A 26,999-nucleotide genomic window follows, 5' to 3' on the forward strand; every position below is an offset into this window, starting at 1 on the left:
ACGCATAAATGAGTGTCTTGGCTTGAATATTAACTGACATATATTCTCTTATTAGGATTGAATTTATTAATTTTGTTTACTAACTAAGAATATATGGCTAAAGAAGACAAACATATTCAAGACGATTTACTGATAGAGAAAGAGTATAATGCTCTTATCAACGATTACCTGAACACAAACCACAGGCGTAAAGTCGATATAATAAACAAAGCATTTCTTTTTGCAAAAGAGGCTCATAAGGGGGCGCGTCGTCGTTCCGGAGAACCTTACATCCTTCATCCTATTGCTGTGGCGCGAGTAGTCTGTGGCGAAATAGGTCTGGGGTCTACTTCTATATGTGCGGCTTTGCTTCACGATGTAGTTGAAGATACCGAATATACGGTGGATGATCTGAAAGGCCTTTTTGGTGAGAAGATAGCCATGATTGTGGATGGACTGACCAAGATATCGAGTGGTATGTTTGGCGATAATGTTTCAGCACAGGCTGAGAATTTCCGCAAATTATTGCTTACCATGTCAGATGATATTCGGGTTATTCTCGTTAAGATAGCCGATCGTTTGCATAATATGCGTACTCTTGGTTCCATGGCTCCTGCCAAGCAATATAAGATATCCGGCGAAACAATGTATATATATGCACCTCTGGCGCATCGCTTGGGCTTGTTTGCTATCAAGACCGAACTAGAAGAACTTAGTTTCAAATGGGAAAATCCCGAGGTATATAAAGATATTGTCTCTAAGCTCGAAAAAACACATAAGCAGAGAGCGAATGTTTACGATCGCTTTGCAGAACCGGTAATCGAAAAACTCAATACATTGGGTTTTAAATACGAAATAAAAGCTCGCGAAAAATCTGTTTATTCCGTCTGGAATAAAATGCAGTCCAAGAACATTCCATTTGAAGAGATATACGATATATTCGCAGTTCGGATAATATTCGAGTGTGAGCCCGATGTAGACGAAAAGAAACGATGTTGGGATATATATTCTGCTATAACCGATATATATAAACTTCGACCCGATAGAATCAGAGACTGGGTTAGCCGCCCGAAAGCGAATGGTTATCAGGCTCTCCATCTTACAGTAATGGGACCCGATGGGCAATGGATAGAAATCCAGATTCGTAGCCGCCGAATGGATGAGATCGCCGAAAAAGGTTTTGCCGCCCATTGGAAATATAAAGAAGGGAAAATAGAAGAAGACACCGAGTTGGATAAGTGGTTGAAAACCATTAAAGAAATATTGGAGAATCCTAGCCCCAATGCATTGGATTTTCTTGATACAATAAAATTAAACCTTTTCTCTCAGGAAATATTTGTTTTTACCCCTAAGGGAGAGATCAGAACCTTAGCACAGGGTGCAACAGCCCTCGATTTTGCATACGAACTACATTCCGATATAGGAGACCATTGTATCGGAGCTAAAGTAAATCATAAATTAGTGCCGTTAAGCCAAAAGCTAAATAGTGGTGATCAGGTTGAAGTACTGACTTCTAAATCGCAGCAACCAAAATCGGAATGGCTAAGCCTTGTTACTACGGCTAAAGCTCGTACTAAAATAGAATATGCTTTGCGCAAGATACGCAGGGAATTGGCCAAACAGGGCGAAGAACTGCTAAGAGAAAGTATGGTAGGTAGTCCTATTGAATTAACTCCTGCAATATTGGATAAGATTCAGGACTATTATAAAATGAGTAACAGAGAGGATTTGTTTTATGCTATAGGAAACCATGATATAGACCTTCCTCAAAAAGTAGAAAAACTACTGACTATACGTAAGCAAAATACGAATAATGTATTGCTTAAATATATGAAGCAGGCTTATCGTGCCGTTCGTAAAACAGAGAAGGGTGGGCTGGCATTGGATAATGAGCCAATTGACCCCAAGAAGACTTATCTGCTTAACGAGGGCATGTTTCATAAGAACTTTAAATTGTCGCCTTGTTGTAATCCTATTCCGGGAGATACAGTATTCGGCTATCTTACAGATAATAATGAAGTAGAAGTGCACAGTATAAATTGCCCTGTTGGTCTGAAATTAAAGGCTAGTCATGGTAATAAAATTGTAAACTTGGAGTGGGATGATAGTGCGCAACTAGCCTCACTAACGACCATTATTATAACAGGAATAGATCGGGTAGGCATGTTGAGCGATATTACGAGGATTATTTCAGGTAGTTTATTGAATATCAAAAGTCTTAATATAGAATCGAACGATGGTATATTCGAGGGGCGCATTGTTGTATATGTGCACGATGTAGACGATATACAGGTGCTTTCTTCCCAATTATCAAAAATAGATGGAGTGAAAACAGTGAATAGAATTCAGAATATTTATAATCCCTCCGATAAAGCATAAATATTAATTTGTATAAAACACAGAGAGCCGACTTATCACAAGTCGGCTCTCTGTGTTTTAGTTATATCAAATGCTTAATAAGTACTTTGCTCAATATTGTATCCGTCTGTAGCAATAGAGAATGCTCCTGTTCCTTCAGGTAGGTTTAACTCTACAAAGCGTTTTTCGCCCGGTAATAAGTTGAAATAACCTTCGGAGAAATAAGCAGGGAGAATAATTTCACCACTAGCTTTATTTACTGCATTTAGTTTTATTGCAGCGGCGATAGAGCTGGAAGGGTTCGAAACCTCAATGATACTCTTGTTGCCTGCAATTCTTAGATTTTTAACAGCAATATTAAGTTTTACCGATGCTAATTCATTCATCGCTTGATTGGCTTCAAGATTACCCCAGTTCTTCCAATAGTCATTGGTCGAAACAACTTTGCCTTTACTGTCTTTCAATTCAAGACGAGCTAGTGTATAGCGAGGTATATCTCTTGTCAGAAGTTGAGGTATGAAACACTCTGTTTTTTGATTAGCCGGAGCATCGAACTTTCCTGATTTCTTGAAATATTCTTTGCCATCGATATGATAATAGGTAACAGTAGCGGTCAGTCCTTTTTTATCTTCACGAGTGTTGTTCAGTATGATAACTTTATTATCAGGTAAGTTCATTTGAATGTGAAGTGCTTCTTGTGCTTTCTTCGCTCCAAAATACGAACCCGGAGTTTCGTAGTCATACGTATATGTTTGCCAAGTCATGCTAGGCCAAGCCGGATGGCTCATCCACAGGATCAAACCAGTAGTGTTATCCCACATTTTGCTGTTCCACGATTCTATCATTGCTCTCCATGTGTCATATGTTACCATTTGAGCTTTTTTAGAAAATTCTTCCATGCCTTTTGCCTCACCGTAGCTATTTACAGCGGCCATAAAATCTTGGAAGAAATGGGTGGTATGGTGCAAATCGTGATATGCCCACACATCATTTATAGGCCATTGATCTTCCGGTGCAATAAATTTGCGGATCGTATTAGCCGTAGGGATTGCTTGTGCGCCAAATTCGGTATTGAATCCGTTTGCAACCTGTGTATAATAGCGTGACTGATCTTTGAAAAATCCGTAAGGTCCGCTGTTTACACTATTTAAGAAACGGGAGTTGCCGTGATAATGTCTTGTCGGGTCTTCTTTTGCTATCATCTCATTAAGTTGAGGCTCTAAGCCTTCGGGTGCATAACCCTCATTACGAGGACACCAGATTGCAATAGACGGATGCATTCTGAATCGGCGAACCACATCTGTTGCATTTTTCATGAATAATGCATGATCATTAGGGTCGATAGTATCATCAGTTGTAATCCAAAAGTCATTCCAAACTAATAAACCGTATTCATCAGCCAATTCATAGAATAATTCTTCGGTGTTTTCTCCTGTCCAGTTACGGATAAGATTGAAGTTCGCATCTTTATGTAGTTGGAAGTAAGGTTCCATTTTCTCACGCGAAACTCTTTTCATCATTTCGTCCATTCCCGAAGTACCACCTTTTATAAAAATACGTTTGCCGTTTACGCGGAATACGAAGAAATGACCAACAGGGTCTTCGTTCGATAATTGCTCAAATACTTTCGATTCATCAACACCCTCTTGAATAGTTGGTATTGTTTGGTTCGATTTCGGATTACCTACAAGCATTACTTTTTCGTAATTAAATACAGGTTTTCCATTATTTTCTGCATCCACAGGGGTATAAGCAATTCTATGGTTTCCTTTGCTTGGGCTGTTAACCATCAACTCATACGATAGTTCGCGAATACCAAAGCGAGTTTTCTTTATATCTGAAGAAGTTCCATTTACAGAGGTTTCTAATTCAAGATTATATAAAGCAGGTGCTCCATAGCCGTTAGGCCACCACAATTTAGGATTCTTGATATTTAGTTTTGAGAATTCTTCGGGTGCGAATGTGAGTGTAGTTTCTGCATTAGCAGCAAGTGTATATACTTTTTCGACAGTTACGCCTTCAAATTTAGCTGTGGCTTTTCCCAATACAGGTGCATTTGTAAGATTCTTAATAGGCATTAAGATTGTAACTTTTGCCTGAGTCGTGTCAGGTAAAGGAAGATTAGTGATTACATTCGGGTCACCTATTGCTACCTCGCCTCCAACTTGCAGGCGAACATCTTGCCATAAACCACTGTTGCGGTCTCTGATGCCCGGTATCCAGTCCCAACCCATCGATGCAATGAATGTTGGTCCGTCAAGACTTAGCTGACCACCATTTAGTCCTTGTCCGGCTTTCATTGTTTGTTCGTGAGCAATACCCGGATTGTTTGGCGGCGAAATTAATACAGCCAATACATTTTTTGTTCCTTGTTTTACAAGAGAGGTCACATCGAAGTCACCCCTTATAAAGGCGCCGTCTATATTGCCAATCTTTTTTCCATTCAGATATACTTGCGCACGGTAATTGATACCATTGAATAATAGTCTTACACGTTTGCTATCGATATTAGCCGGCAAATCGAACGTTGTGCGATACCACCATTGCTTATGCGCAAGGTCTTCGGGTATAGCCATATTGTTTAATCCGTAGGTCGGTTCGGGATATACTCCTTGATTGACAAGTGTAGTCAATATCGTTCCCGGAACAATGGCGTTATACCAATCTTTTGTATCGAAATTAAGACTGAATATAGATTCTTTTGCTTCGATAACCTGACTGAATTCTGCCAATTCCCAGCCGTCAGATATAATCCACTCATTATGTTGGGCAGGAATAAGTTTAGTAGGTATGTTTTGTTTTGCTACTCGTTGAGCAATTTGATAAGGGGCTTTTCCTTTTGGCATTTCAGATTCGGGTTGTCTTTGACGAATACCTTGCCATAGAGTAGCTGTCCCTGTTTTGCCCATCATATCTTGGGCATTTGCAATGCTTGGACCTATAATACTTGAAAGTAGTAAGGCTCCAATGCACAATTTCTTGGAGTGTGTTCTTAAATTCATGGAATTATGTTAATTAAAATAATTTAATAATTTATAAGTTTGACAAATATAATAAATAAAGATGATATTTTTTTTGATTTTTTTGGAATGAGCCATAAAAAAATGTATTTTTGCATTCATTACAAAGAGGGAGAGGAGGCTAGGGCTTCCTCTTTTTTCTTCATTTTGGTATACAATGATAGATAAAGACTTAATAAAAGGTATTGCAGAACCATTTCTCGAAAACACTTCGATGTTTTTGGTAGATGTGCTTGTCCGTCCGGGCAATCTCATAATTGTTGAGGTGGATAGTGATGAGGGGGTAAGTATTGATGATTGCATTACTTTGAGCCGCCATATTGAATCGCAGCTGGATAGGGAAATCGAAGATTTCGAATTGGAAGTGGGTTCGGCCGGAGTAACATCACCTTTGAAAATTCCTCGTCAGTATAAGAAGAATGAAGGTAATGAGGTTGAAGTATTAACTCTGAAAGGACAAAAGCTTTCGGGTGTGCTTAAATCGTCTGATGATAATGGTTTTACTATAACCATAACCAAATTGGTGAAACCGGAAGGGGCTAAAAAGAAAATCGCTGTAGATGAAGATTTTTCTTTTGGCTATAATGAAGTGAAACATACAAAATACTTAATAAGATTTAAATAATATGGCTAAGAAAGAAGTTATCAGCCTGATTGATACGTTCTCAGAATTCAAAGAGCTGAAGAATATCGACAGAATGACAATGATCAGTGTTCTTGAAGATTCGTTTCGTAATGTGATTGCGAAATTATTTGGAACTAACGATAATTACGATGTTATTATTAATCCGGACAAAGGAGACTTGGAAATCTGGAGAAATCGTACTATTGTAAACGATGACGAGCTTGAAGATGGAAATATTCAGATATCTCTTTCCGAAGCTAAAAAAATAGACGAAGATTTCGAAGTTGGTGAAGAGGTAACAGATGAAGTGTTTTTCGAAGACTTTGGTCGTCGTGCAATTCTGAATTTACGTCAAACGCTTACTTCTAAGATTTTAGAACTTCAAAAAGAAGGATTGTTTAACCGATATAGCGAAAAAATCGGAGAGATTGTTTCTGGTGAGGTTTACCAAATCTGGAAAAAAGAGATTTTGCTTCTGGATGATGAAAAAGAAGAGCTTTTATTGCCTAAAACAGAGCAGATTCCTAGCGATTTCTTCCGTAAAGGAGAGCATGTTCGTGCAGTTGTAGAGCGTGTAGACAATAAAAATAATAATCCTAAGATTATCTTATCGCGTACATCTCCTGCGTTTTTGGAGAGACTTTTGGAACTTGAGGTTCCCGAAATAAATGACGGTTTGATAACTATTAAAAATATAGCTCGTATACCCGGTGAAAGAGCTAAAGTTGCAGTAGAGTCGTACGATGATCGTATTGATCCTGTTGGAGCTTGTGTGGGTATGAAAGGTTCACGTATTCATGGTATTGTCCGTGAATTACGTAACGAAAATATCGATATTATCAATTATACGTCGAATATGGGTCTTTATATTCAACGTGCACTTAGTCCGGCTAAAATCACATCGGTGAAATTGAACGAAACTGAGCGTCGTGCAGAGGTTTTGCTTCGTCCCGAAGAGGTTTCACTAGCCATCGGTAAAGGTGGTTTGAATATCAAGTTGGCAAGTATGTTAACGGGGTATACAATAGATGTTTACCGTGATATCGACGACTTCGACGAAGAAGATATTTACTTGGATGAATTCCGTGATGAAATAGACGGATGGGTTATCGATCAGTTGAAGAAAATTGGTTGTGTTACCGCTAAAAATGTTTTAGCTACAGATAGAGATAAGCTAATACAAGAAGCCGATCTGGAGGAGAGCACTGTGGATGAAGTGTTAGCGATTTTCCGTGCTGAGTTTGAGGAAGAGGCGTAATTCAATTATTTGGTCGTTCGCCAATTTCTTAGTACATTTGTGTGATTTTGAGAAGTCTAGGTGATTTGTCAAGATATAAACAGTCAAAAGGACTTCCGATTGCTGTTCAATTTTTAGATTTAAAAAGAATATATGTCTATAAGGTTAATAAAAATATCCAAAGATTTAAACGTAGGAATCAACAGTTTAGTTGAATTTCTGCAAAAGAAAGGTTTTGATGTAGAGTCTAATCCAAATACAAAAATTGATGGCGCGCAATATGAATTGCTTGTTCGTGAATTTGGAAAAGATTCGGATATCGAGTCCTTACTTAATCGTAAGAAAGCAGCAGCGAAAGAGGCTGAGGTAGAGGCTGCGAAAGTAGACGAATCTGAAAAAGAAGAACAATCTGGTCCGAATGAAATTAAGACTGAAGTGCCTGAGGATTACAAGCCTCATGTACAAATTGTCGATAAAATAGATTTAGACTCTCTGAATAGAGTCAAGAAGGTGACAGTCGTAGACCATAAAGACGAAAAAGTGGAAGTAGAGAAAATAGAAAAAGAAATTCCCAAAGAAGAAATAATAGTTGAAGAGAAGGTTGCAGAGCCAATTATCGAAGAGGTAATTGCTCCTGAACCCGTAGCGCCAGTGGAAGAACCTGTAGCTGAAGTTATTGTAGAACCTGCTCCGGCAGAGGAGTCAGAGCCGCAATTGGCAGAAGAAGACGGTGATACAGGTGTTTTCAGACTCAACAATCCGACGATTAAATCGAATATTGTACTAAAAGGAACTATAGACCTGAGTGCAATAAATGATAAAACTCGTCCGGCGAAGAAAACAAAGGCTGAAAAGAAAAAAGAACGTCTGGATAAAGAGCAACAAGATCAGAAAAAGGTAAAAGAAAATACTGTTCGCTTGTTGAAGAAAGAGACTGACGAAGAGAAAAAAGCGAAAAATAAAGAAGAAGAAAGCGAAGACGCTAAAAAGAAAAAGCGTAATCGTATCAAAAAAGGTAAAGTAGACATCGAAAAAGGAACTACTCCTGCCGTATCAGGACCGCCAAGTGGCGACCATAGAGCGAAAATTGCTATACGCAAACCGCTTGTAAAATCGGCAGTAAGTGACGAAGATGTTCAAAAACAAATAAAAGAAACTCTGGCACGTTTAACCGGAAAAGGTGGCAAAAACAGAGGTGCTAAATATAGAAAAGAAAAACGTGAACTCTTCTCTCAAAGACAACAAGAGGAGATCGAGCAACAAGAGGAAGAAAACAGAACACTGAAAATAACAGAGTTCGTTACAGCTAACGACTTGGCTAATATGATGAACATACCTGTGATAAAAATTATATCAACATGTATGAGCATCGGTATGATGGTGTCGATCAATCAGCGATTGGATGCAGAGACAATTAATATAGTAGCAGATGAGTTCGGCTTCAAAACAGAATATGTAAGTGCCGAGGTAATTGAAGCGATTGCCGAAGAGATAGATAATGAAGAGGACTTGGAGCACCGCGCACCTATCGTTACCGTGATGGGACACGTAGACCATGGTAAGACTTCGTTACTTGATACTATTCGTCAGACAAATGTTATTGCCGGAGAAGCAGGGGGTATAACTCAGCATATCGGAGCTTATAATGTTAAGTTGAAATCGGGTCGTCGTATTACTTTCCTCGATACACCGGGTCATGAGGCGTTTACAGCCATGCGTGCTCGTGGAGCGAAGGTAACGGATATTGCGATTATTATAGTTGCTGCCGATGATAATGTCATGCCTCAAACAGTGGAAGCCATAAATCATGCTTCTGCAGCAGGTGTACCTATTGTTTTTGCAATCAATAAAATAGATAAACCGGGAGCTAATCCTGAAAAGATAAAAGAAACTCTAGCCAATATGAATTATCTGGTCGAATCATGGGGTGGTAAATACCAGTCTCAGGATATCTCGGCAAAACAAGGGTTAGGAGTTGATGAATTATTAGAGAAAGTATTGCTTGAAGCTGAATTGCTGGATCTGAAAGCTAATCCGAATAGGAGAGCAAGCGGTTCGGTAATTGAGTCGTCTCTTGATAAAGGAAGAGGTTACCTTTCTACTGTACTTGTGGAAAATGGTACTCTTAAAAAGGGAGACATTGTTTTGGCAGGAACTTATTATGGTCGTGTGAAAGCGATGTTTAATGAGCGTAATCAAAGTGTAGATACGGCATCACCATCGGCACCGGCATTAATCCTTGGGTTGAATGGCGCGCCACAGGCAGGAGATTTATTCCATGTGTTAGAGTCAGAGCAAGAAGCTCGTGAGATTGCAAACAAACGTGAGCAATTGCAGCGTGAGCAAGGTCTGCGTACACAAAAAATACTAACATTAGACGATATAGGTCGCCGTATTGCTATCGGAAACTTCCAACAATTGAATGTTATTGTGAAAGGAGACGTGGATGGTTCGGTAGAAGCATTGGCTGACTCGTTGATCCGTCTGTCGACAGAAGAAATACAAGTGAATGTTATCCATAAAGCGGTAGGGCAAATTTCCGAATCGGATATAACGTTAGCAGCAGCATCTGATGCAATTGTTATCGGCTTCCAGGTTCGTCCTTCTCAAGCTGCGCGTAAAGCTGCAGACAAGGGTGGAGTTGAAATTCGTCTGTACTCAATTATCTATGATGCTATAGAAGAAGTTACTTCGGCAATGGAAGGTATGCTTTCTCCTGAGATTAAGGAAGAGATTACCGGATATGTAGAGGTTCGCGAAGTGTTCAAGATAACTAAGGTAGGAACAGTTGCCGGATGTATGGTGAAAGAAGGTAAGCTTAAACGAGCTAATAAAATCCGACTTATCCGTGATGGTATTGTTATCTATTCAGGAGAACTGGGTTCATTGAAACGCTTCAAGGATGATGTGAAAGAAGTTGCTTCAGGATACGAATGCGGATTGAATATCCATAACTTTAATGATATAAAAATAGGGGATATAATTGAACCTTTTGAAGAAATAGAGGTGAAGAAAACCTTATAATACGAAAATATTAATATCTTTGTATGTACAAATTAACCTAAGAAACCAATTGATAGTTGTTGACAAGCTATAATGCCTTGAAAGTCGGTGGTATTAACCTGCCACCGAAAACACAACTATTAATCTGGTATGGGTTATTTGATTTCTTCGTGAGATTTAATATATATTTGCTACCACTACAATTAAGCAATTATCATGATGAAAAAATTAATTCTAATATCTTTCTTTATTTTCTCATTCCTTTTCGCCGGAAATATTGTTGCACAAACAGTACAGCAAATAGCCTTTCTAAACTCGAATGAGATATTGGATGTTATGCCTCAGAAGATAGAGGCTTCGAAAACGATAAATGATTTAAATCAAAAATATAAAACTGAATTGAAGGTAATGCAGAATGACTACAATAAGAAGTATTCTGACTTTATCTCGTATCAGAACACAATGGCTGATAATATTCGTTTACGACGTATGCAGGAGTTATATGAACTGGAACGTCAGATTAATGATTTTATGAAGGTCGCACAAGAAGATATTCAAAATCAGGAGAAACAATTAATAGAACCTCTTCGCCAACGCCTCAAAGATACCATCTATCAGGTAGGGGTAGAGCAAGGGCTTATTTGTATTTACGATTTGGCTAATCCGGCAATAGCTTTTGTTACTCCCACGGCAGTAGATGTTACACCGCTTGTGAAGCAGAAGTTGGGCATAAGGAAATAACTTTATAAAGGAAATGCTTCTATTTTATGGAAGCATTTTTTGTATATAATAAAAACGTAGGATAAATGCTAAAACCAGGGCCTATAGGTGTTTTTGATTCGGGTTACGGGGGGCTGACTATTTTGTCAGAAATACAATCTCTGATGCCCGAATATGATTATTGCTATCTCGGTGATAATTCGCGTGCTCCTTATGGCTCTCGTTCGTTCGATGTAGTATACGAATTTACACGACAAGCAGTCGAGGCTTTGTTCGATATGGGGTGCAATCTCGTTATACTAGCTTGTAATACAGCTTCGGCAAAAGCATTACGTACTATTCAGCAGAATGATCTGCCTAGCCTCAATCCCGAAAAACGGGTACTCGGTATTATCCGCCCTACGGCAGAGATCATTGGTTCTGTAACTAAAAGCAGACATGTTGGTATATTGGGGACAATAGGTACTATTCAATCAGAATCTTATCCGATCGAAATACATAAACTTCATCCCGATATACAAGTAACAGGTGAAGCTTGCCCTATGTGGGTACCGCTCGTAGAGAATCGGGAGTATGATAAAGAGGGAGCAGACTATTTTATAAAAGAAAATCTGGACAGTATTTTAGCAAAAGACCCTCTGATAGATACTTTGATATTGGGATGTACACATTACCCCTTGTTATTGAATAAGATCAAATCATTTCTTCCTGAAAATATACAGCTTGTTTCGCAGGGCGAATATATTGCGCGTAGCTTAAAAGATTATCTGAATCGCCACCCTGAAATGGATGCTGTGTGTACAAAAACTGCCAATACTCATTATTTTACTACCGAATCACCTCAAAAATTTTCAGAAGCGGCAACTGTTTTTCTGAATAAAGATATCGTTGTCGATCGTCTCAGTCTCGAATAAGGAACCCAATCAATATGCGAAAAATAATTCATATAGATATGGACGCTTTTTATGCTTCTATCGAGCAGCGTGACAATGTGGATTATAGAGGTAAGCCATTAGTTGTAGGATATTCCGGAAACAGAGGTGTTGTGGCTGCTGCCAGCTACGAGGCTCGTCGTTATGGTGTGAGGTCGGCAATGGCATCGAAAGTAGCATTACGCAAGTGCCCACATCTAATCTTTGTTCCTGCTCGTTTCGATGTCTATAAATCGGTGTCGAGGCAGATAATGGAAATATTCCACGAATATACAGATTTGGTTGAGCCATTATCTCTCGATGAGGCCTTTCTTGACGTAACCGAAAATCATAAAAATATATCTTCTGCTACACAAATTGCACAGGAAGTAAAAGACAGGATACATGAGGCGACTCAGTTGACAGCTTCCGCTGGTGTCTCTTTCAATAAGTTTCTGGCAAAAATAGCATCGGATTACAACAAACCGAATGGGCTTTTTGTAATAAAACCTAAGATTGCAGAGCGTTTTGTTGAATCATTGGCGATAGAGCAATTTTTCGGTGTGGGTAAAGTTACTGCCGAACGTATGCATCAGCTGGGTATAAAAACCGGTATGGATTTGAAGCAGCGCTCGGAGCAGGAATTGGTATCTTACTTTGGCAAAGCGGGGCACATTTATTATCAGAATGCAAGAGGTGAAGACGACCGTCCGGTAGAATCGCATCGGGTTCGTAAATCAATCGGTGCAGAGATAACTTTCGAAGGGGATATCGATGATTTTGACGAATTGTGTTTGGAACTAGATGAAGTAGCAAAAGATGTAATAGAAAGAATCAGTAAACGTGGTTTCAAAGGGCGTACAGTAACACTTAAAATAAAATTCGCTGACTTTAAAACCATATCGCGAAGCAAGACTCAACTTGACTTTGTTACTGATTTCGATACTTTATACAAAACGGGAGTAGACCTATTGAAAAATGTAGATATTACCCCTAAAGTGAGACTGATAGGACTCACAATAAAAAATAACGATGACGAAATCTGGTCGGAAGCGATTCAACTTCGAATCAAATTTGATGAAGATTAGCTTGTAGCTGGTATTTTAGTGAATATTCTCTATTAAATACTTTCACATTATGGGATAAGTATTTACTTTTGCAGAAATGAAGTCTAAAAAGAAAGCCAACGTAGAGGCAAATCGCACTAAGCATGTCAACTTTTCACTCAACGAGAAGGAATATGCTTTTATCTGTGCTTATATCAAAAAATATAAGATAGAAAATCGTTCGCGTTGGCTTAGAGAGACTATCATATCTAATATACTGAAAAACCTCGATCAGGATTATCCTACACTATTTGACGAAAACGAAATGCGCCGATGACGACTAATATACTTAATGATGAATATTTTATGCGTCAGGCTTTAAATGAGGCTAAAACAGCATTCGAAAGAAATGAAGTTCCCGTGGGAGCTGTTGTCGTTTGTCAGGGTCGTATTATTGCCCGTGCTCATAATCTTACCGAAACCTTGAATGATGTAACAGCCCATGCAGAGATGCAGGCTATTACTGCGGCAGCTAATGTGTTGGGCGGTAAATACCTAAAAGACTGTACACTTTATGTTACACTAGAACCTTGTCCTATGTGTGCCGGAGGGCTTCTCTGGTCGCAGATAACTAAAATTGTTTGCGGAGCTAGAGATGAGAAAAAGGGGTACAGTTTGTTTTCTCCGAATATATTGCATCCTAAAACGCAAATTGTTACAGGTGTTATGCAAGAAGAGTGTGCATCACTGCTGACTGAGTTCTTCCAACGCAATAGATAGTGTTCTCTTTTAAATTCAATAATATACTTTAACCTTTATTAAAATCGATCTGCGCAGCATATTTTATATCTTGCAACCCCTTAATGGATTATAGAGAGAAAAATAAGATTAACTAAAAAGAGAGATTTGAAAGGTTATGAAAAAATTAGTAAAATTATTTTCAGTATTGTTTTTTTGTGGAGTATTGGCTCTGGGTATCTCATCATGCTCGAATGATGATGGACATTCTTTAGGTGATTTTTATCTATCGTGGGCAACGACGAATGACGAAGGTAGAACCTTTATGCTGGACGATAAAGATAGTACAACATTATTTGTATCAGCAACCAGCACGAACTATCAGCCTAAAAACAAGCGGGTAGTAATTAATTTTACAATCCTGTCGGATCAATATAACGGTTATGATCATTTGATAAAACTGAATGGTTATGTTGCAGATGTTCTTACCAAGAATGTTATCTATTTAGATCCGAATGATCAGGCACAGCAAGATAGTATAGGCAATGACCCGATCGAGATAAAAGGTATCTGGGAAGGTGGCGGATATTTGAATATTAAGTTCGCTTATTTAACAGCGAATCAAAATCCACATCTTATAAATTTGATTTCTACAAAACCTGATAAATCTGTGACTGATGATGTTGTAGAATTAGAATTCAGACATAATCGAGAAGGAGATCCTCAGAATTATATGACAGAGGGACTTGTTAGTTTCGATTTAGCTCCATATAGTAAAGAAGGGCGTGATACGGTTGCTTTTAAAATAAAAGTAAAACTATCGGATACAGAAACTAAGATATACGATATAGAGTATAAATATGGTAAGCCCTGATTTCGTGTTTGCTTATCAGATGCGGATTTAGGGAATAAAAAAACGATTTCTTAGAATATTAATAATATTCTTTTTTATTTCATTTTGAAAAGAGAACTTGAGAGAGTTCTCTTTTTTTGTATTCTTATGCTTTTTCTTCCTTGGTTTATAAGGTATTCATTCAAAAAAGATGTATTTTTGTTCATGCCGGATTTTTTTCAGAACTAAATGGATAATATAAAAATAAAAGAGCAGGTCAAAAACGAATTTACAGATTATCTTAGTCTGCATAAACATCGGAAGACCCCGGAGCGGTATGCTATATTGGAGCATATTTACTCTACAAAAGGGCATTTTGATATGGATTCACTTTATAATTCGATGACTCAGTCTCATTTTAGAGTGAGTCGCGCTACACTTTATAATACAATCGAATTGTTGCTTGATTGCGGGCTGGTTGTTAAACATCAGTTTGGGGCTAATGTGTCGCAATATGAGCGGGCTTATGGTAATGAAAACCATGACCATTTGATCTGTTTGGGTTGTGGAGAAGTAAAGGAGCATAAAAACGGCAATCTGTTTACTCCGGCTCAGCAGAAAAAATTGCAGCGCTTCAAGGTGAGCTATTATAGCATGTATATCTATGGTATATGCAATAAGTGCATGCGTGCCAAAAAGGCAGAAGAAAAGAAAGTTAAAACTGTAGAAAACAAAAATACTCGTATAAAAAAGAAATGAAAGTAGATGTATTGTTAGGTTTGCAATGGGGTGATGAAGGAAAAGGTAAGATCGTAGATGTTCTTACTCCCGAGTATGAAATAATTGCCCGTTTCCAAGGAGGCCCTAATGCAGGTCATACACTCGAATTTGAAGGAAAAAAATATGTACTTCGTTCGGTTCCATCCGGAATATTTCAAGGAGCAAAGATAAACGTAATCGGTAACGGTGTTGTTATTGATCCTGCTTTGTTTAAAAGTGAGATAGAATCACTCGAATCATCCGGTCATCAATTGACAAAGCGTCTTTTGATTTCAAAAAAAGCCCATCTTATTTTGCCTACTCACCGTCTCTTAGATGCTTGTTTCGAAGAATCGAAAGGCGACTCTAAAATAGGTACCACAGGCAAGGGGATTGGTCCTACGTATACGGATAAAGTAGGTCGTAACGGACTACGTGTCGGTGATGTGTTACATAATTTCGAAGAGAAATATAATGCAGCTAAAACAAAACATCTGAAAACATTGGCTCAATATGGATTCGATACCAGCGCTTTACCTCAATTGGAAAAAGAATGGTTCGAAGGCTTAGCGAAGTTGCGTGAATTTACATTTATAGATAGCGAACATTATATCAATAAGGCAATAAAAGACGGAAAGAAGATATTGGCAGAAGGTGCGCAAGGTACAATGCTCGATATTGACTTCGGTTCTTATCCTTTCGTTACGTCGTCTAATACAATAACAGCCGGTTCATCCATCGGATTAGGTATTGCACCTCAGGCTATAGGCGAGGTATATGGCATATTTAAAGCCTATTGCACGCGTGTCGGTAGCGGTCCTTTTCCAACAGAACTGTTTGATGAGACAGGAGATGAGCTTCGTAAACTGGGATTCGAGTTCGGATCAGTAACAGGACGTCCACGCCGTTGCGGATGGATAGACTTAGTTGCACTTCGCTATGCTATTATGATTGATGGCGTTACTCAACTGATAATGACAAAGAGTGATGTTCTCGATACATTCGATACGATCAAAGCGTGTGTAGCATATGAAATCGAAGGACAACAAGTATCTGATTTTCCATTTGAGATCGGAGACGATGTAAAATCTGTATTTGTGGAAATGGCAGGATGGAAAACAGACATGACCAAGATGCATAATGAGAGTGAATTTCCTAAGGCGTTTAGTGATTATGTGGAATTTTTAGAAAAAGAATTAAATGTTCCGATTCGTGTTATATCCCTAGGTCCCGACAGAGAACAAACAATCATTAGGAAATAAAAGGTATTTTTAGATAATTAAGAATGTGCCAATATGAACTATTGGCACATTTTTTGTGTTTTAACTTTTAAGGAATCAACGTAAAAACGAGAGAAATAATAAATAATAGGTTATTGACTATAAAAAATAAAAGAACAAACTATGTATTTAAATTGGATACTATTCGGAATCATTGCTATTGTCAGTTATGCTGTATCGGCAATGTTACAAAGCAAATTCAAGAAATATTCTAATGTTCCTATCGATCGAGGTTTGACAGGACGTGATGTCGCAGAAAAAATGCTACATGATAATGGTATTTACGATGTGAAAGTCGTCTCGACACGAGGGATGTTAACAGATCATTACAATCCGGGTGATAAGACTGTTAACCTCAGTGAAGGAGTCTATTCCAGCAATAGTGTGGCTGCCGCAGCAGTTGCTGCCCATGAATGCGGACACGCAGTGCAACATGCACGTGCATACGGACCATTGAAAATGCGTTCGTCGCTTGTGCCTATTGTCAGCTTTTCGTCTAAATGGGTGATGTGGGTCATTTTAGCCGGAGTTTTATTGATAAACTCGTTTCCTACACTCATCTGGGTTGGTATTGGCTTGTTTGCCTTAACAACTATATTCAGTGTTGTAACTTTACCCGTTGAAATAAATGCAAGTAGCAGAGCTTTGACATGGCTTAATACGGCTGGTATAACCAACGTGAATAACCATGATATGGCCAAAGATGCATTGAAATGGGCTGCATATACTTATGTTGTCGCTGCTCTTGGTTCTATCGCTACATTAGTTTACTATGTAACGATAGCATTAAGCGGTAGCAGGCGTTCATAATAACTGATTCTTTATAAATAAACGGGAAAAGAGTAACTAATATTGGTTGCTCTTTTTTTTGTGCTTATGTTTTATTGTATCATTAATTAAAATTATAGAATCAGATATAACAACTCTATTGTAAATCAATATTTTATATTTGTAAATATCTATAACCCTTTATTTGATAATTGAAGCTAATACTTGCTAAATATAAATCACATTCAAAATGGTACATGTTAATAACCGATTAGTGGTAAGTTTTTTAATGTTTGTTTTTATGCAACTTATCAGTAGTATAGATATTTCTGCACAGAAAAACGTAAAGACAGTACAGAAGGAATACGATGTTGCTGCATTTCTCTATCCAGCTTATGCGTCGGATGATCCTCGTTTACTTCCGTTTTGGCCAAAAGGAATAGGAGAGTGGGAAACAGTGGCTAATATGCAGGAGCGTAATCCGGGGCATTATTGGAACAGGAAACCTCTCTGGGGGTATATCAACGAAGCCGATCCGTCGGTAATGTCTATGGAGATAGAAGCTGCGACCAAACATGGTGTGGATGTTTTTATTTTTGACTGGTATTGGTACGATAATCGTCCTTTTATGGAAACAACACTCAATAATGGGTTTCTGAAGGCCGATAATGTAGAAAAAATGAAATTCTATCTTATGTGGGCTAATCACGATGTTGGGAATACATGGGATACACGTATTTCGCACGAGCCTAATATTATTTGGGAAGGAAAAGTAGACAGGCAGGAATTCGAAAAAATATGCAAGCGTAATATTGAGAAATATTTTAAGCATCCTCAATACTATAAAATTGAGGGCAAGCCGGTATTTATGATCTATGATATACCGCAATTGATCTCGGGGCTTGGAGGTGTGGAAGAAACTGTAAGTGCTCTGAAATGGTTTAACGACGAAACTAAAAAAGCGGGATTTCCGGGTGTCGATTTACAACTTACAATGTGGTCTATAAATCTTAATCATAGTGGCTTCGATGGAAGTAAAACCGAAAATCCGGAAAGAGAGTTTGTGAAAAAGCTGGGTTTTACGAGTGCTACTCACTATCAGTTTGTTCATTTTACAAATGTAGATCAGGATTACATGGCAATAATGGAAGCTGTGAAAAAAGAATGGGCACGAATTGATGCTAACTTTGATTTTAAATATTATCCCCATGTAAGTGTTGGATGGGATAATAGCCCGCGTTTAGGGTCTAGTGCCGTTGTGAAAAATAATACACCGGAGAACTTTCAGAAAACACTTCAGATGGCAAAAGAATATGTAGATAGTCATCCCGATCAGGCACCTCTTATTACTATAAATAGTTGGAATGAATGGACAGAAACCAGCTACCTCCAACCATGTAATATTTTTGGCTACGGATATCTTGAAGCAGTAAAGAAAGTCTTTAAAGGTGAATAATTCACTCAGGCTAATAGCCTAAGAGAGGCCGGAAGAAAACAATCTTCCGGCCTCTTATGTTATTAAGGTTGACTCTTTCTTTTTTTACTTTTAGTAAATTATTGTGCATCGGATTCTTTATCTTTGCTCGTCCAAATACAATATATTAAATTATCGATGAAAGCTATAATCTTTATTCCTATAATACTTTTATACTTTGCCGCAAACTTTTACGTTTTTCACCGTCTGTGGGTGGCTATGCCTCCTAATCTGATTGGTCGGATATGCCTTATTTCATTTGCTAGTATTGCGATATTGTCACTGTTCATATCCTTCTTAGTCGGCGATGCTATGCCGGTCGGTATGGCGTCATTCTTCTATCGGATAGGGACTTCTTGGGTTTTTATATTGATTTATGCTTTTATTGTAATCTTTTTCAAAGATCTGTTTGGGCTGACCAATCGTGTCCTTCATTTTATGCCTAGCGATGCACTAACCCGTTATACGAAAGATAACTGGATGGGATTGGGGCTTATGGTCGGATTTATTGCGATGCTAATGATTTGTGGTTACCTTAAGTATCAATGGAAGGTTCGGGTGCCACTTTCGCTGACAATCGAAAAAACGATGGCAGACTCTAGTTTATTCCGACCATTGCGAATCGTTGCCATAAGTGATTTACATTTAGGCTATGGAATAAACAAGAAAGAACTGGAAGGGTGGATTGATCTGATTAATGCAGAGGAGCCCGATATTGTGCTGATAGCAGGAGATATTATAGATAATAGTATCCGTCCGCTCAATGAAGGTAATTTTGCAGAGAGTTTTAAGAAAATAAAAGCGCCAATGGGTATTTATGCCTGTATGGGTAATCATGAATATATCAGTGGAGCCAAGGAAAGTATGGATTTTATCAATCGGGCAGGTATACATTTACTTCGCGATTCGGTAGCCGAGATCGATAGTTGTTTTTATGTCGTTGGTCGCGAAGACCGATCCAATCTGCGTCGTAAACCTCTAGCCGATCTTGTAGCCAATCTTGATAAATCTAAACCTATTATTGTATTAGATCACCAGCCTTATAATCTCGAAAAAACAGAAGCAGCAGATGTTGATTTGCAGATTTCGGGACATACGCATCAAGGGCAGGTGTGGCCCATCTCTATGATTACAAATGCACTCTATGAGATAGATCATGGATATTTGAAGAAAGGAAATACAAATATATATGTTAGTTCGGGTATCGGTCTCTGGGGTGGAAAATTCCGTATTGGTACACAGTCCGAATATGTAGTTATCGATATAAATAAGAAGCTATGAGAGTTTTTTTCAATGCAATAGTTATACAGATTCTGCTTAATGCCTATATTTATTGGCGTGGACGGCAGGCTTTGCCGAACCGTAAATTTATACAGATACCTTTTGCTCTGGTATTTATATTCGAATTATTAGTTTATTTTGTAGGATACTTTGGTTCTCACCGTCTTCCTTTCGAGTATTTACACGATCTGACGTGGATTGGTACCTCGTGGATGATTTTTATTATTTATACAGGCTCGTTGTTACTTATCTACGATTTATTTCGCTTTATAAATAAAAAGAAAAAAATATTTCCCCGATCTGTCGATCTGCAAAATAAGAAATTGAGGCTTAGTTATTTTTGTATGTCATTGCTCGTAGTCTTAAGTTCGATGGCGTATGGTAATTATAAGTTTCGCCATCCTGTCGTTAAAGAGTTGAATCTGACTATTGATAAATATTCCCCTGAAGTCAAAAAACTAAAAATAGTAGTTGCTGCCGATATTCATGTTGGCTATCTGATCGACCGAGATATTTTAAAAATGTATGTCGATAAGATAATGGAGCAAAAGCCTGATATGATTCTGCTTGTCGGAGACATAATCGATTATGATCTCAAGTCGGTGAGAGAGCAAAAAATGGAGGAAGAATTTAAACGATTATCAGCTCCTTTTGGCGTGTTTGCTTCTACGGGAAATCATGAATATATTCAATTGGCCGAAGAGGAAGAAAATGAGAAAATAAAGTGGCTGAGGGACGAAAGTGGATTAACTTTGCTTCAGGATACAGCTGTTTTTATAGCTGACTCTTTTTACGTTGTAGGGCGTGAAGATGACAAATGTTTAACACGTAAACCATTGTCTCAGATAATGCAAAGAGTGGACAGGCAGTATCCGATTATTGTAATAAACCATGAGCCGCATCGTTTGCAAGAAGAAGTCGCTGCCGGAGCAGACATTGCTTTGTATGGGCATACACACGACGGGCAGGTATTTCCTAACAATTTCCTAGTGAAAAGGCTTTATGAGTTGAGTTACGGATATAAGAAGAAAGATAATACACATATCTATGTGACATCGGGATTAGGACTGGCTGGTCCGCAGTATCGCATTGGTACAGTCTCTGAAATTATGGTTTTGAATGTGAAGTTTGATAAATGATCATTATATTTAGCAATGCTAAAATCTCTATACATAAAAAATTACGCACTGATTGATAGTCTCGAAATAGATTTTGAGGCAGGGTTCTCTGTGATAACAGGAGAAACAGGAGCCGGAAAATCAATTATTTTAGGAGCTTTGGCTCTTATCTTAGGTCAGCGTGCCGATATAAAAGCCATAAAGCAAGGAGAAAATAAATGCATTATAGAAGGTGTGTTTGATGTGTCAGCTTATGATCTCCGCGAATTTTGCGAAGAAAAAGATATAGAATATGATGCAGATAACTATATTCTTCGTCGGGAGATTCTTTCGTCGGGAAAATCGCGTGCTTTTATCAATGACACCCCGGTTGCATTAACTGATCTGAAAGAGTTGGGCAGTCAGCTGATAGATGTTCACTCGCAGCATCAAAACCTGCTGCTAGCTGAAGATCATTTTCAAATGCAGGTAGTCGATGTTCTGGCTGGAAATAAAAAGCTGTTAAAAGAATATCAACAAGCTTTTAAGCTATATAAACAATCGGAAAAAGCACTTGAAGTGCTTAACGATTCTGTAAGAAAGAGCAAAGAAGAAGAGGATTATTTACGTTTTCAATATGAGTCCTTGCACGAAGCATCTTTAGTTGAAGGAGAGCAGGAAGAACTTGAATTGGAACAGGAAACATTAAATCATGCTGAGGAAATAAAATCGGCTTTGTATAAGTGCCACATCTTATTGTCGGATGATGAAAGAGGTATTGTCCCCGAACTAAAAGAAAGTCTGTCGGTTTCTCAAACATTACTAAAAGTCTATACAAAAGCCGAAGAAATATCGCAGCGTATACAGACTGCATATATTGATCTGAAAGATCTAAGTTCCGAATTGGAGCGATTGGCTGGCGATGTGGAATTTAATCCGAATAGATTACTCGAAATAAGCAATCGCTTAGATCTTATTTATAGCCTACAACAGAAACATCGATTGTCATCTGTCGCAGACTTGATTCAACTTTATCATGAATTGGAACTAAAGATAGAAAATATTGATTCGTTTGATTTACAGATAGAAAAGTTGGAAAAAGAGGTCGCTGAAAATAGAGTAAAGATGCTTAGTTTAGCCGCAAGCCTAAGCGAAGAAAGAGCAAAGGCAACCGAATCGATAGAAAAGGATTTAGTGGATAAAATAGCTGTGTTGGGAATGCCTAACGTTCGTTTCGAATGTAAATTGACAACCAAAGCACAACCCGATATTACAGGGATAGACCATCTTCAGTTTCTATTCTCTGCAAATAAGAATATACCTTTGCAACCCGTATCTGACATTGCATCGGGTGGTGAAATCTCACGTCTTATGCTTTGTCTGAAATCGATGATTGCAGGAGCAACAGCTTTACCTACAATTATTTTTGATGAAATAGATACAGGTGTATCAGGTGAAATAGCTGACAAGATGGGGCAAATCATGCAGGAATTCGGACAGAATATGCAGGTAATTGCTATTACTCATCTGCCGCAGATTGCCGCAAAAGGTAATGTCCATTATAGAGTTTACAAGTCGGATAATGCAGAAACAACGACAACTAATCTTATCAAACTGTCTAATGAGGAACGTCTCGAAGAAGTGGCGCGTATGCTTAGTGGCGCTACTCTCACAGATGCTGCTGTGCAAAATGCCAAAGTAATGTTAGGTCATAAATAGAATAAAGATGAGTATAATCCCCTTTCTTGATCTGAAAAGAGAATATGAGCGATATGCTGTTGAATTACGGCAGGCTACATTGCGGGTGTTAGACTCTGGCTGGTATATTTTAGGCGAAGAGAAGAAGAAATTTGAGCAAGAGTTTGCTTCATACTGTGGCGTAGATTACTGCGTAGGGGTAGGGAATGGTTTGGATGCAATCCGATTGACGTTGCTGGCATACAAAGAAATGGATATCTTCAAAGATGGTGATGAAATTATTCTACCGGCGAACGTATTTATTGCAACAGCGTTGGCCGTTTCACAGAGCGGACTTATACCAGTATTAGCCGATTGCGATATAGCGACATATAATATAGACCCTATTTCGGTAGAGAAAAAAATAACGAGTCGGACTAAAGCTATTATCGCTGTTCACCTTTATGGACAGATTGCGCCGATGGACGAACTGTCACAACTAGCTGAAAAGTATAATCTTAAACTTATAGAAGATGCAGCTCAGGCACATGGTGCAGTTTATAGAGGTAAGAAAGCAGGTAATTTGGCAGATGCAGCAGCTTTTAGTTTCTATCCGGTGAAGAATCTGGGGGCATTGGGTGATGCAGGGGCAGTTACAACAAATGACAGCGTATTGGCAGGGATTGTTGCCAGCCTGTCGAATTATGGATCGAGTAAAAAATATCTTCACGAATATAAAGGATTAAATTCTCGCTTGGACGAAATGCAAGCTGCGGTTTTATCAGTTAAATTGAAATATCTGGATGATGATAACAATCGAAGAAAAGAGATAGCCAGATATTATTCTGAGAATATAAAAAACGAGGCGGTTATTTTGCCGATAATATCGGATTATGACAGTCATGTTTTTCATATTTATGCAATCCGTTGTCAGCAAAGAATGAAAGTGCAAACAGCTCTTTTACAGGATGGTATTCAGACTCAAATTCATTATCCGATGGCCATTCATAAGCAACCTGCATATAAAGAATTGGAGGGGGATAGTCTACCTGTTTCTGAAAAATTGCAGGATGAAATATTAAGCCTTCCCATATATCCAAGCTTGACAAATGAAGAGATGGATAAGATTGTCTCGTGTATAAATGATCTGAAATAAATAATCAGACTTGTTTTCTCGCATTTTATGCACTTCTTTAATGTTTTTTTCCATTATTAAAAAAGCGGAGAATGTTTTTTATTATATCTTTGCAGTACATACATAGTAGGTAGTGATATCGAATGAAAAAGAATAATATATACTGTTTTTAAAAAACACAAAATTCCTTATAATAGAATGAAACTAAGTCCTCTGACAGCCATATCTCCGATCGATGGCCGTTATCGTAGTAAAACCGATAATCTGGCTTCTTATTTTTCCGAATATGCACTAATCAAATATCGGATATTAGTTGAGGTTGAATATTTCATCGCATTATGCGAATTACCTCTTCCTCAGTTGAAAAATGTAGATAAAAATGTTTTTCCTCAATTGAGATCAATTGTATCTGATTTTACGGAAGAAGATGCTTTGAATATAAAAGAAATAGAAAAAACTACAAATCATGATGTAAAGGCTGTTGAATATTTCATTAAAGAAAAATTTGATATTTTAAACCTGCATGATTATAAGGAGTTTATTCACTTCGGGCTAACATCTCAGGATATAAATAATACGTCTATTCCTCTCTCGTTGAAAGATGCTTTGAATGAAGTATATTACCCAATGGTAGAAGAATTGATTACCAAGCTTAAGGCTAAAGCAAACGACTGGGCTGATATTTCTATGTTGGCAAAAACACATGGTCAGCCGGCCTCTCCGACTCGTTTAGGAAAAGAGATAATGGTTTTTGTCAGTCGTCTCGAAGGACAATTGGCAATATTAAAATCGGTACCATTGTCTGCTAAATTTGGTGGGGCTACTGGGAATTATAATGCTCATAATGTTGCTTATCCGTCTTATGACTGGAAAGCTTTTGGTAATAAATTTGTTTCGGAAAAGTTAGGTTTAGTAAGAGAAGAGTGGACAACTCAAATTTCTAACTATGATAATCTGGCTGCGGTATTTGATGCAATGAAACGTATTGATACTATTATGATCGACTTAAATAGAGATTTTTGGCAATATATCTCTATGGAATACTTCAAACAAAAGATCAAGGAAGGTGAAATAGGATCATCAGCGATGCCTCATAAAGTAAATCCTATTGATTTTGAAAATGCAGAAGGAAACCTCGGAATAGCAAATGCTATTTTGGAACACCTATCTGCTAAATTGCCTATATCCCGTTTGCAAAGAGATTTGACAGACTCGACAGTATTGCGTAATATCGGAGTGCCTATGGGGCATATAGTGATAGCGCTACAAAGCACGTTGAAAGGCTTGGATAAATTATTGTTGAACAAGGATGCATTATACAGAGACTTGGAAAACTGCTGGCCTGTGGTAGCCGAAGGTATTCAAACAATTCTTCGCCGCGAAGGTTATCCAAAGCCTTATGAAGCTTTGAAAGAACTTACCCGTACGAACGAAGCTATAACAGGGAAGTCTATTGCCGATTTTATAAATGGGCTGAACGTGAGTGATTCCGTGAAAGACGAATTAAGAAAAATAACACCTCATACCTATACAGGTATATAAAGAAACGTAACCGTGAGGTTATTTTAATAACAATTTATTTAAACAGAAAAGAAATGGTAACAGACAATGGTAATGAAAGAGAAAGCCGTGATGGTGACTCTTCATCAAATGGATCAGATTCAGTAAAGAAAAAACGCACGCGCGTAGGTGATCTGCGCAAGCAAAACTATGATGCTCCGGCTTCTGATAGGGACAGAAATCCTTACAAATCAAATTCGGAAGGATCATCTCGCTCATCTTACGGCTCATCAGATAGTCAATCAAGACCATCTTACGAAAGAAGAGATAATAGCGAACGACGCCCTTATAGTAATCAAGGATATTCAGATAATCGCGGCGGCGGAGGTTATTCCGACAATCGTGGTGGTGGCTACTCTGACAACCGTGGTGGCGGTTACTCAGATAATCGTAGCGGTGGTTATTCTGACAATCGTGGTGGCTACTCTAACAATCGCGGAGGAAATGATAATCGTGGCGGTTATTCAGATAATAATCGTGGTGGTGGCTATTCTAACGATCGCAGAAGTGGCGGTTACTCTGACAATCGCGGCGGTGGTGGCTACTCGAACAACCGTGGAGGCGGAGGCTATTCTAATAATCGTGGTGGTAATGACAATCGCGGTGGTGGTCGTCCAAGCAATCAGGATAGAGGCGGTCGTCCTTCGTTCAGAACGAATGATGGTCGTTCATCATACAATAATGCAAGTGGTTCAAGAGGTTTCAACGGTCCGGAGCCAAGCGGTCCAAAGAAACTGATGAAGCCTGTTAAGTATAAAGAAAATGTAGATCCAAGTACTCCTTTACGTTTGAATAAATATTTGGCTAATGCCGGAGTTTGTTCTCGTCGTGAGGCTGATGCTCTTATCACATCGGGAGTAATCAAGGTAAATGGAGAAGTTGTAAATGAATTAGGAGCTAAAGTGACACGTGCAGATATGGTTACTTTCAACGATCAACCGATACGTCTCGAAAGCAAAGTATATGTATTGCTTAACAAGCCTAAAAACTGTGTGACAACATCGGATGATCCTCAAAATCGTACTACGGTAATGGATCTGGTAAAAGGTGCATGCCCTGAGCGTATTTATCCTGTAGGTCGTCTTGATAGAAACACAACAGGTGTACTTCTTTTGACAAATGATGGTGATTTGGCATCAAAGCTAATGCATCCGAAATTCAAAAAGAAAAAAATATATCAGGTAACTCTTGATCGTGATGTTACAATAGAAGATATGCAAACTATTGCCGATGGTGTTGAGCTCGACGATGGAGAAATTCATGCAGATTCAATCGCTTATCAGGCAGAAGATATATTAAATGTGGTTGGTATTGAAATTCACTCTGGCCGTAATCGTGTTGTACGTCGTATATTCGAAAAACTGAACTATCAGGTTGTAAAACTGGATCGTGTTTATTTTGCCGGATTAACGAAGAAAAATGTACAACGTGGAAAATGGCGTTACCTGTCGGAAAAAGAAGTGAATATGCTTCGTATGGGAGCTTTTGAGTGAGAAATA

General features: G+C 38.3%; 21 protein-coding genes. 20 read left to right on the plus strand and 1 reads right to left on the minus strand.

Features of this window, described 5'->3' with window-relative positions; all coding sequences use genetic code 11:
- Positions 1 to 93: 93 nt before the first annotated feature.
- Positions 94 to 2,358 carry a RelA/SpoT family protein gene (locus G7Y57_RS01440; RefSeq protein WP_165020390.1) on the plus strand — a complete coding sequence of 755 codons (2,265 nt, stop codon included), beginning with the start codon at positions 94 to 96 and terminating at the stop codon, positions 2,356 to 2,358.
- A 74-nt stretch (positions 2,359 to 2,432) separates the two neighbouring features.
- On the opposite strand, the gene G7Y57_RS01445 is transcribed toward G7Y57_RS01440, so the two are convergent.
- Entirely contained in the window at positions 2,433 to 5,339 is a 2,907-nt protein-coding gene (locus tag G7Y57_RS01445) for a beta-mannosidase (protein WP_165020391.1), read from the minus strand.
- Between the two features lie 175 nt (positions 5,340 to 5,514).
- Between G7Y57_RS01445 and rimP the strand changes: the two genes are divergently transcribed.
- The 19 genes from rimP to G7Y57_RS01540 all read left to right on the plus strand — a co-directional run bounded on the left by rimP (position 5,515) and on the right by G7Y57_RS01540 (position 26,993).
- Positions 5,515 to 5,982 (plus strand): ribosome assembly cofactor RimP, encoded by a 468-nt coding sequence (rimP, locus tag G7Y57_RS01450; protein WP_165020392.1) that lies wholly within the window; start codon positions 5,515 to 5,517, stop codon positions 5,980 to 5,982.
- A gap of 1 nt (position 5,983) precedes the next feature.
- Positions 5,984 to 7,240, plus strand: a complete 1,257-nt coding sequence (nusA, locus tag G7Y57_RS01455; protein WP_165020393.1) for a transcription termination factor NusA — start codon at positions 5,984 to 5,986, stop codon at positions 7,238 to 7,240.
- Positions 7,241 to 7,372: 132 nt separating this feature from the next.
- Entirely contained in the window at positions 7,373 to 10,243 is a 2,871-nt protein-coding gene (gene infB, locus G7Y57_RS01460) for a translation initiation factor IF-2 (RefSeq protein WP_165020394.1), read from the plus strand.
- Positions 10,244 to 10,438: 195 nt separating this feature from the next.
- On the plus strand, positions 10,439 to 10,963 hold the full coding sequence (locus G7Y57_RS01465; RefSeq protein ID WP_165020395.1) for an OmpH family outer membrane protein: 525 nt from the start codon (positions 10,439 to 10,441) through the stop codon (positions 10,961 to 10,963).
- Between the two features lie 65 nt (positions 10,964 to 11,028).
- Positions 11,029 to 11,856 (plus strand): glutamate racemase, encoded by an 828-nt coding sequence (gene murI, locus G7Y57_RS01470; protein WP_165020396.1) that lies wholly within the window; start codon positions 11,029 to 11,031, stop codon positions 11,854 to 11,856.
- A gap of 8 nt (positions 11,857 to 11,864) precedes the next feature.
- Positions 11,865 to 12,941, plus strand: a complete 1,077-nt coding sequence (gene dinB, locus G7Y57_RS01475) for a DNA polymerase IV (RefSeq protein WP_165020863.1) — start codon at positions 11,865 to 11,867, stop codon at positions 12,939 to 12,941.
- Positions 12,942 to 13,017: 76 nt separating this feature from the next.
- Positions 13,018 to 13,236, plus strand: coding sequence for a hypothetical protein (locus G7Y57_RS01480; protein ID WP_165020397.1), 219 nt, complete (start codon positions 13,018 to 13,020; stop codon positions 13,234 to 13,236).
- Between the two features lie 8 nt (positions 13,237 to 13,244).
- On the plus strand, positions 13,245 to 13,679 hold the full coding sequence (locus G7Y57_RS01485; RefSeq protein WP_221412105.1) for a nucleoside deaminase: 435 nt from the start codon (positions 13,245 to 13,247) through the stop codon (positions 13,677 to 13,679).
- A gap of 136 nt (positions 13,680 to 13,815) precedes the next feature.
- Positions 13,816 to 14,511, plus strand: a complete 696-nt coding sequence (locus G7Y57_RS01490; RefSeq protein ID WP_165020399.1) for a NigD-like protein — start codon at positions 13,816 to 13,818, stop codon at positions 14,509 to 14,511.
- A 207-nt stretch (positions 14,512 to 14,718) separates the two neighbouring features.
- Positions 14,719 to 15,228, plus strand: coding sequence for a Fur family transcriptional regulator (locus G7Y57_RS01495; RefSeq protein ID WP_165020400.1), 510 nt, complete (start codon positions 14,719 to 14,721; stop codon positions 15,226 to 15,228).
- A complete protein-coding gene (locus tag G7Y57_RS01500; RefSeq protein WP_165020401.1) occupies positions 15,225 to 16,490 on the plus strand; it encodes an adenylosuccinate synthase in 1,266 nt (421 codons plus the stop codon). The genes G7Y57_RS01495 and G7Y57_RS01500 overlap by 4 nt, the downstream gene beginning before the upstream one ends.
- Before the next feature lie 141 nt (positions 16,491 to 16,631).
- Entirely contained in the window at positions 16,632 to 17,318 is a 687-nt protein-coding gene (locus G7Y57_RS01505) for a zinc metallopeptidase (RefSeq protein ID WP_165020402.1), read from the plus strand.
- 259 nt (positions 17,319 to 17,577) lie between these two features.
- A complete protein-coding gene (locus G7Y57_RS01510) occupies positions 17,578 to 18,732 on the plus strand; it encodes a glycoside hydrolase family 99-like domain-containing protein (protein WP_255491302.1) in 1,155 nt (384 codons plus the stop codon).
- A gap of 156 nt (positions 18,733 to 18,888) precedes the next feature.
- A complete protein-coding gene (locus tag G7Y57_RS01515) occupies positions 18,889 to 20,031 on the plus strand; it encodes a metallophosphoesterase (RefSeq protein WP_165020403.1) in 1,143 nt (380 codons plus the stop codon).
- Complete coding sequence (locus G7Y57_RS01520) at positions 20,028 to 21,170, plus strand: metallophosphoesterase (protein WP_165020404.1); 1,143 nt, start codon at positions 20,028 to 20,030, stop codon at positions 21,168 to 21,170. Before G7Y57_RS01515 ends, G7Y57_RS01520 begins: the two co-directional genes overlap by 4 nt.
- Positions 21,171 to 21,185: 15 nt before the next feature.
- On the plus strand, positions 21,186 to 22,847 hold the full coding sequence (gene recN / locus G7Y57_RS01525; RefSeq protein WP_165020405.1) for a DNA repair protein RecN: 1,662 nt from the start codon (positions 21,186 to 21,188) through the stop codon (positions 22,845 to 22,847).
- Positions 22,848 to 22,854: 7 nt separating this feature from the next.
- Positions 22,855 to 23,961 carry a DegT/DnrJ/EryC1/StrS family aminotransferase gene (locus G7Y57_RS01530; RefSeq protein ID WP_165020406.1) on the plus strand — a complete coding sequence of 369 codons (1,107 nt, stop codon included), beginning with the start codon at positions 22,855 to 22,857 and terminating at the stop codon, positions 23,959 to 23,961.
- Between the two features lie 177 nt (positions 23,962 to 24,138).
- Positions 24,139 to 25,482, plus strand: a complete 1,344-nt coding sequence (purB, locus tag G7Y57_RS01535; protein ID WP_165020407.1) for an adenylosuccinate lyase — start codon at positions 24,139 to 24,141, stop codon at positions 25,480 to 25,482.
- Positions 25,483 to 25,535: 53 nt separating this feature from the next.
- Positions 25,536 to 26,993, plus strand: coding sequence for a pseudouridine synthase (locus G7Y57_RS01540; RefSeq protein ID WP_165020408.1), 1,458 nt, complete (start codon positions 25,536 to 25,538; stop codon positions 26,991 to 26,993).
- Positions 26,994 to 26,999 lie beyond the last annotated feature (6 nt).

Origin of the sequence: Dysgonomonas sp. ZJ279 (genome assembly GCF_011039205.1) — a bacterium.
In the GTDB taxonomy this organism is placed as follows: Bacteria; Bacteroidota; Bacteroidia; order Bacteroidales; family Dysgonomonadaceae; genus Dysgonomonas.

Excerpts from the sequence above, each read along its gene's own strand:
- recN (WP_165020405.1), top strand. The coding sequence starts at position 21,186 with ATGCTAAAATCTCTATACATAAAAAATTACGCACTGATTGATAGTCTC.
- G7Y57_RS01520 (WP_165020404.1), top strand. The coding sequence starts at position 20,028 with ATGAGAGTTTTTTTCAATGCAATAGTTATACAGATTCTGCTTAATGCC.
- G7Y57_RS01440 (WP_165020390.1), top strand. The coding sequence starts at position 94 with ATGGCTAAAGAAGACAAACATATTCAAGACGATTTACTGATAGAGAAA.
- G7Y57_RS01530 (WP_165020406.1), top strand. The coding sequence starts at position 22,855 with ATGAGTATAATCCCCTTTCTTGATCTGAAAAGAGAATATGAGCGATAT.
- G7Y57_RS01540 (WP_165020408.1), top strand. The coding sequence starts at position 25,536 with ATGGTAACAGACAATGGTAATGAAAGAGAAAGCCGTGATGGTGACTCT.
- nusA (WP_165020393.1), top strand. The coding sequence starts at position 5,984 with ATGGCTAAGAAAGAAGTTATCAGCCTGATTGATACGTTCTCAGAATTC.
- G7Y57_RS01445 (WP_165020391.1), bottom strand. The coding sequence starts at position 5,339 with ATGAATTTAAGAACACACTCCAAGAAATTGTGCATTGGAGCCTTACTA.
- G7Y57_RS01490 (WP_165020399.1), top strand. The coding sequence starts at position 13,816 with ATGAAAAAATTAGTAAAATTATTTTCAGTATTGTTTTTTTGTGGAGTA.
- G7Y57_RS01480 (WP_165020397.1), top strand. The coding sequence starts at position 13,018 with ATGAAGTCTAAAAAGAAAGCCAACGTAGAGGCAAATCGCACTAAGCAT.
- G7Y57_RS01465 (WP_165020395.1), top strand. The coding sequence starts at position 10,439 with ATGATGAAAAAATTAATTCTAATATCTTTCTTTATTTTCTCATTCCTT.
- G7Y57_RS01495 (WP_165020400.1), top strand. The coding sequence starts at position 14,719 with ATGGATAATATAAAAATAAAAGAGCAGGTCAAAAACGAATTTACAGAT.
- G7Y57_RS01500 (WP_165020401.1), top strand. The coding sequence starts at position 15,225 with ATGAAAGTAGATGTATTGTTAGGTTTGCAATGGGGTGATGAAGGAAAA.
- purB (WP_165020407.1), top strand. The coding sequence starts at position 24,139 with ATGAAACTAAGTCCTCTGACAGCCATATCTCCGATCGATGGCCGTTAT.
- infB (WP_165020394.1), top strand. The coding sequence starts at position 7,373 with ATGTCTATAAGGTTAATAAAAATATCCAAAGATTTAAACGTAGGAATC.
- G7Y57_RS01505 (WP_165020402.1), top strand. The coding sequence starts at position 16,632 with ATGTATTTAAATTGGATACTATTCGGAATCATTGCTATTGTCAGTTAT.
- murI (WP_165020396.1), top strand. The coding sequence starts at position 11,029 with ATGCTAAAACCAGGGCCTATAGGTGTTTTTGATTCGGGTTACGGGGGG.
- G7Y57_RS01515 (WP_165020403.1), top strand. The coding sequence starts at position 18,889 with ATGAAAGCTATAATCTTTATTCCTATAATACTTTTATACTTTGCCGCA.
- rimP (WP_165020392.1), top strand. The coding sequence starts at position 5,515 with ATGATAGATAAAGACTTAATAAAAGGTATTGCAGAACCATTTCTCGAA.
- G7Y57_RS01510 (WP_255491302.1), top strand. The coding sequence starts at position 17,578 with ATGCAACTTATCAGTAGTATAGATATTTCTGCACAGAAAAACGTAAAG.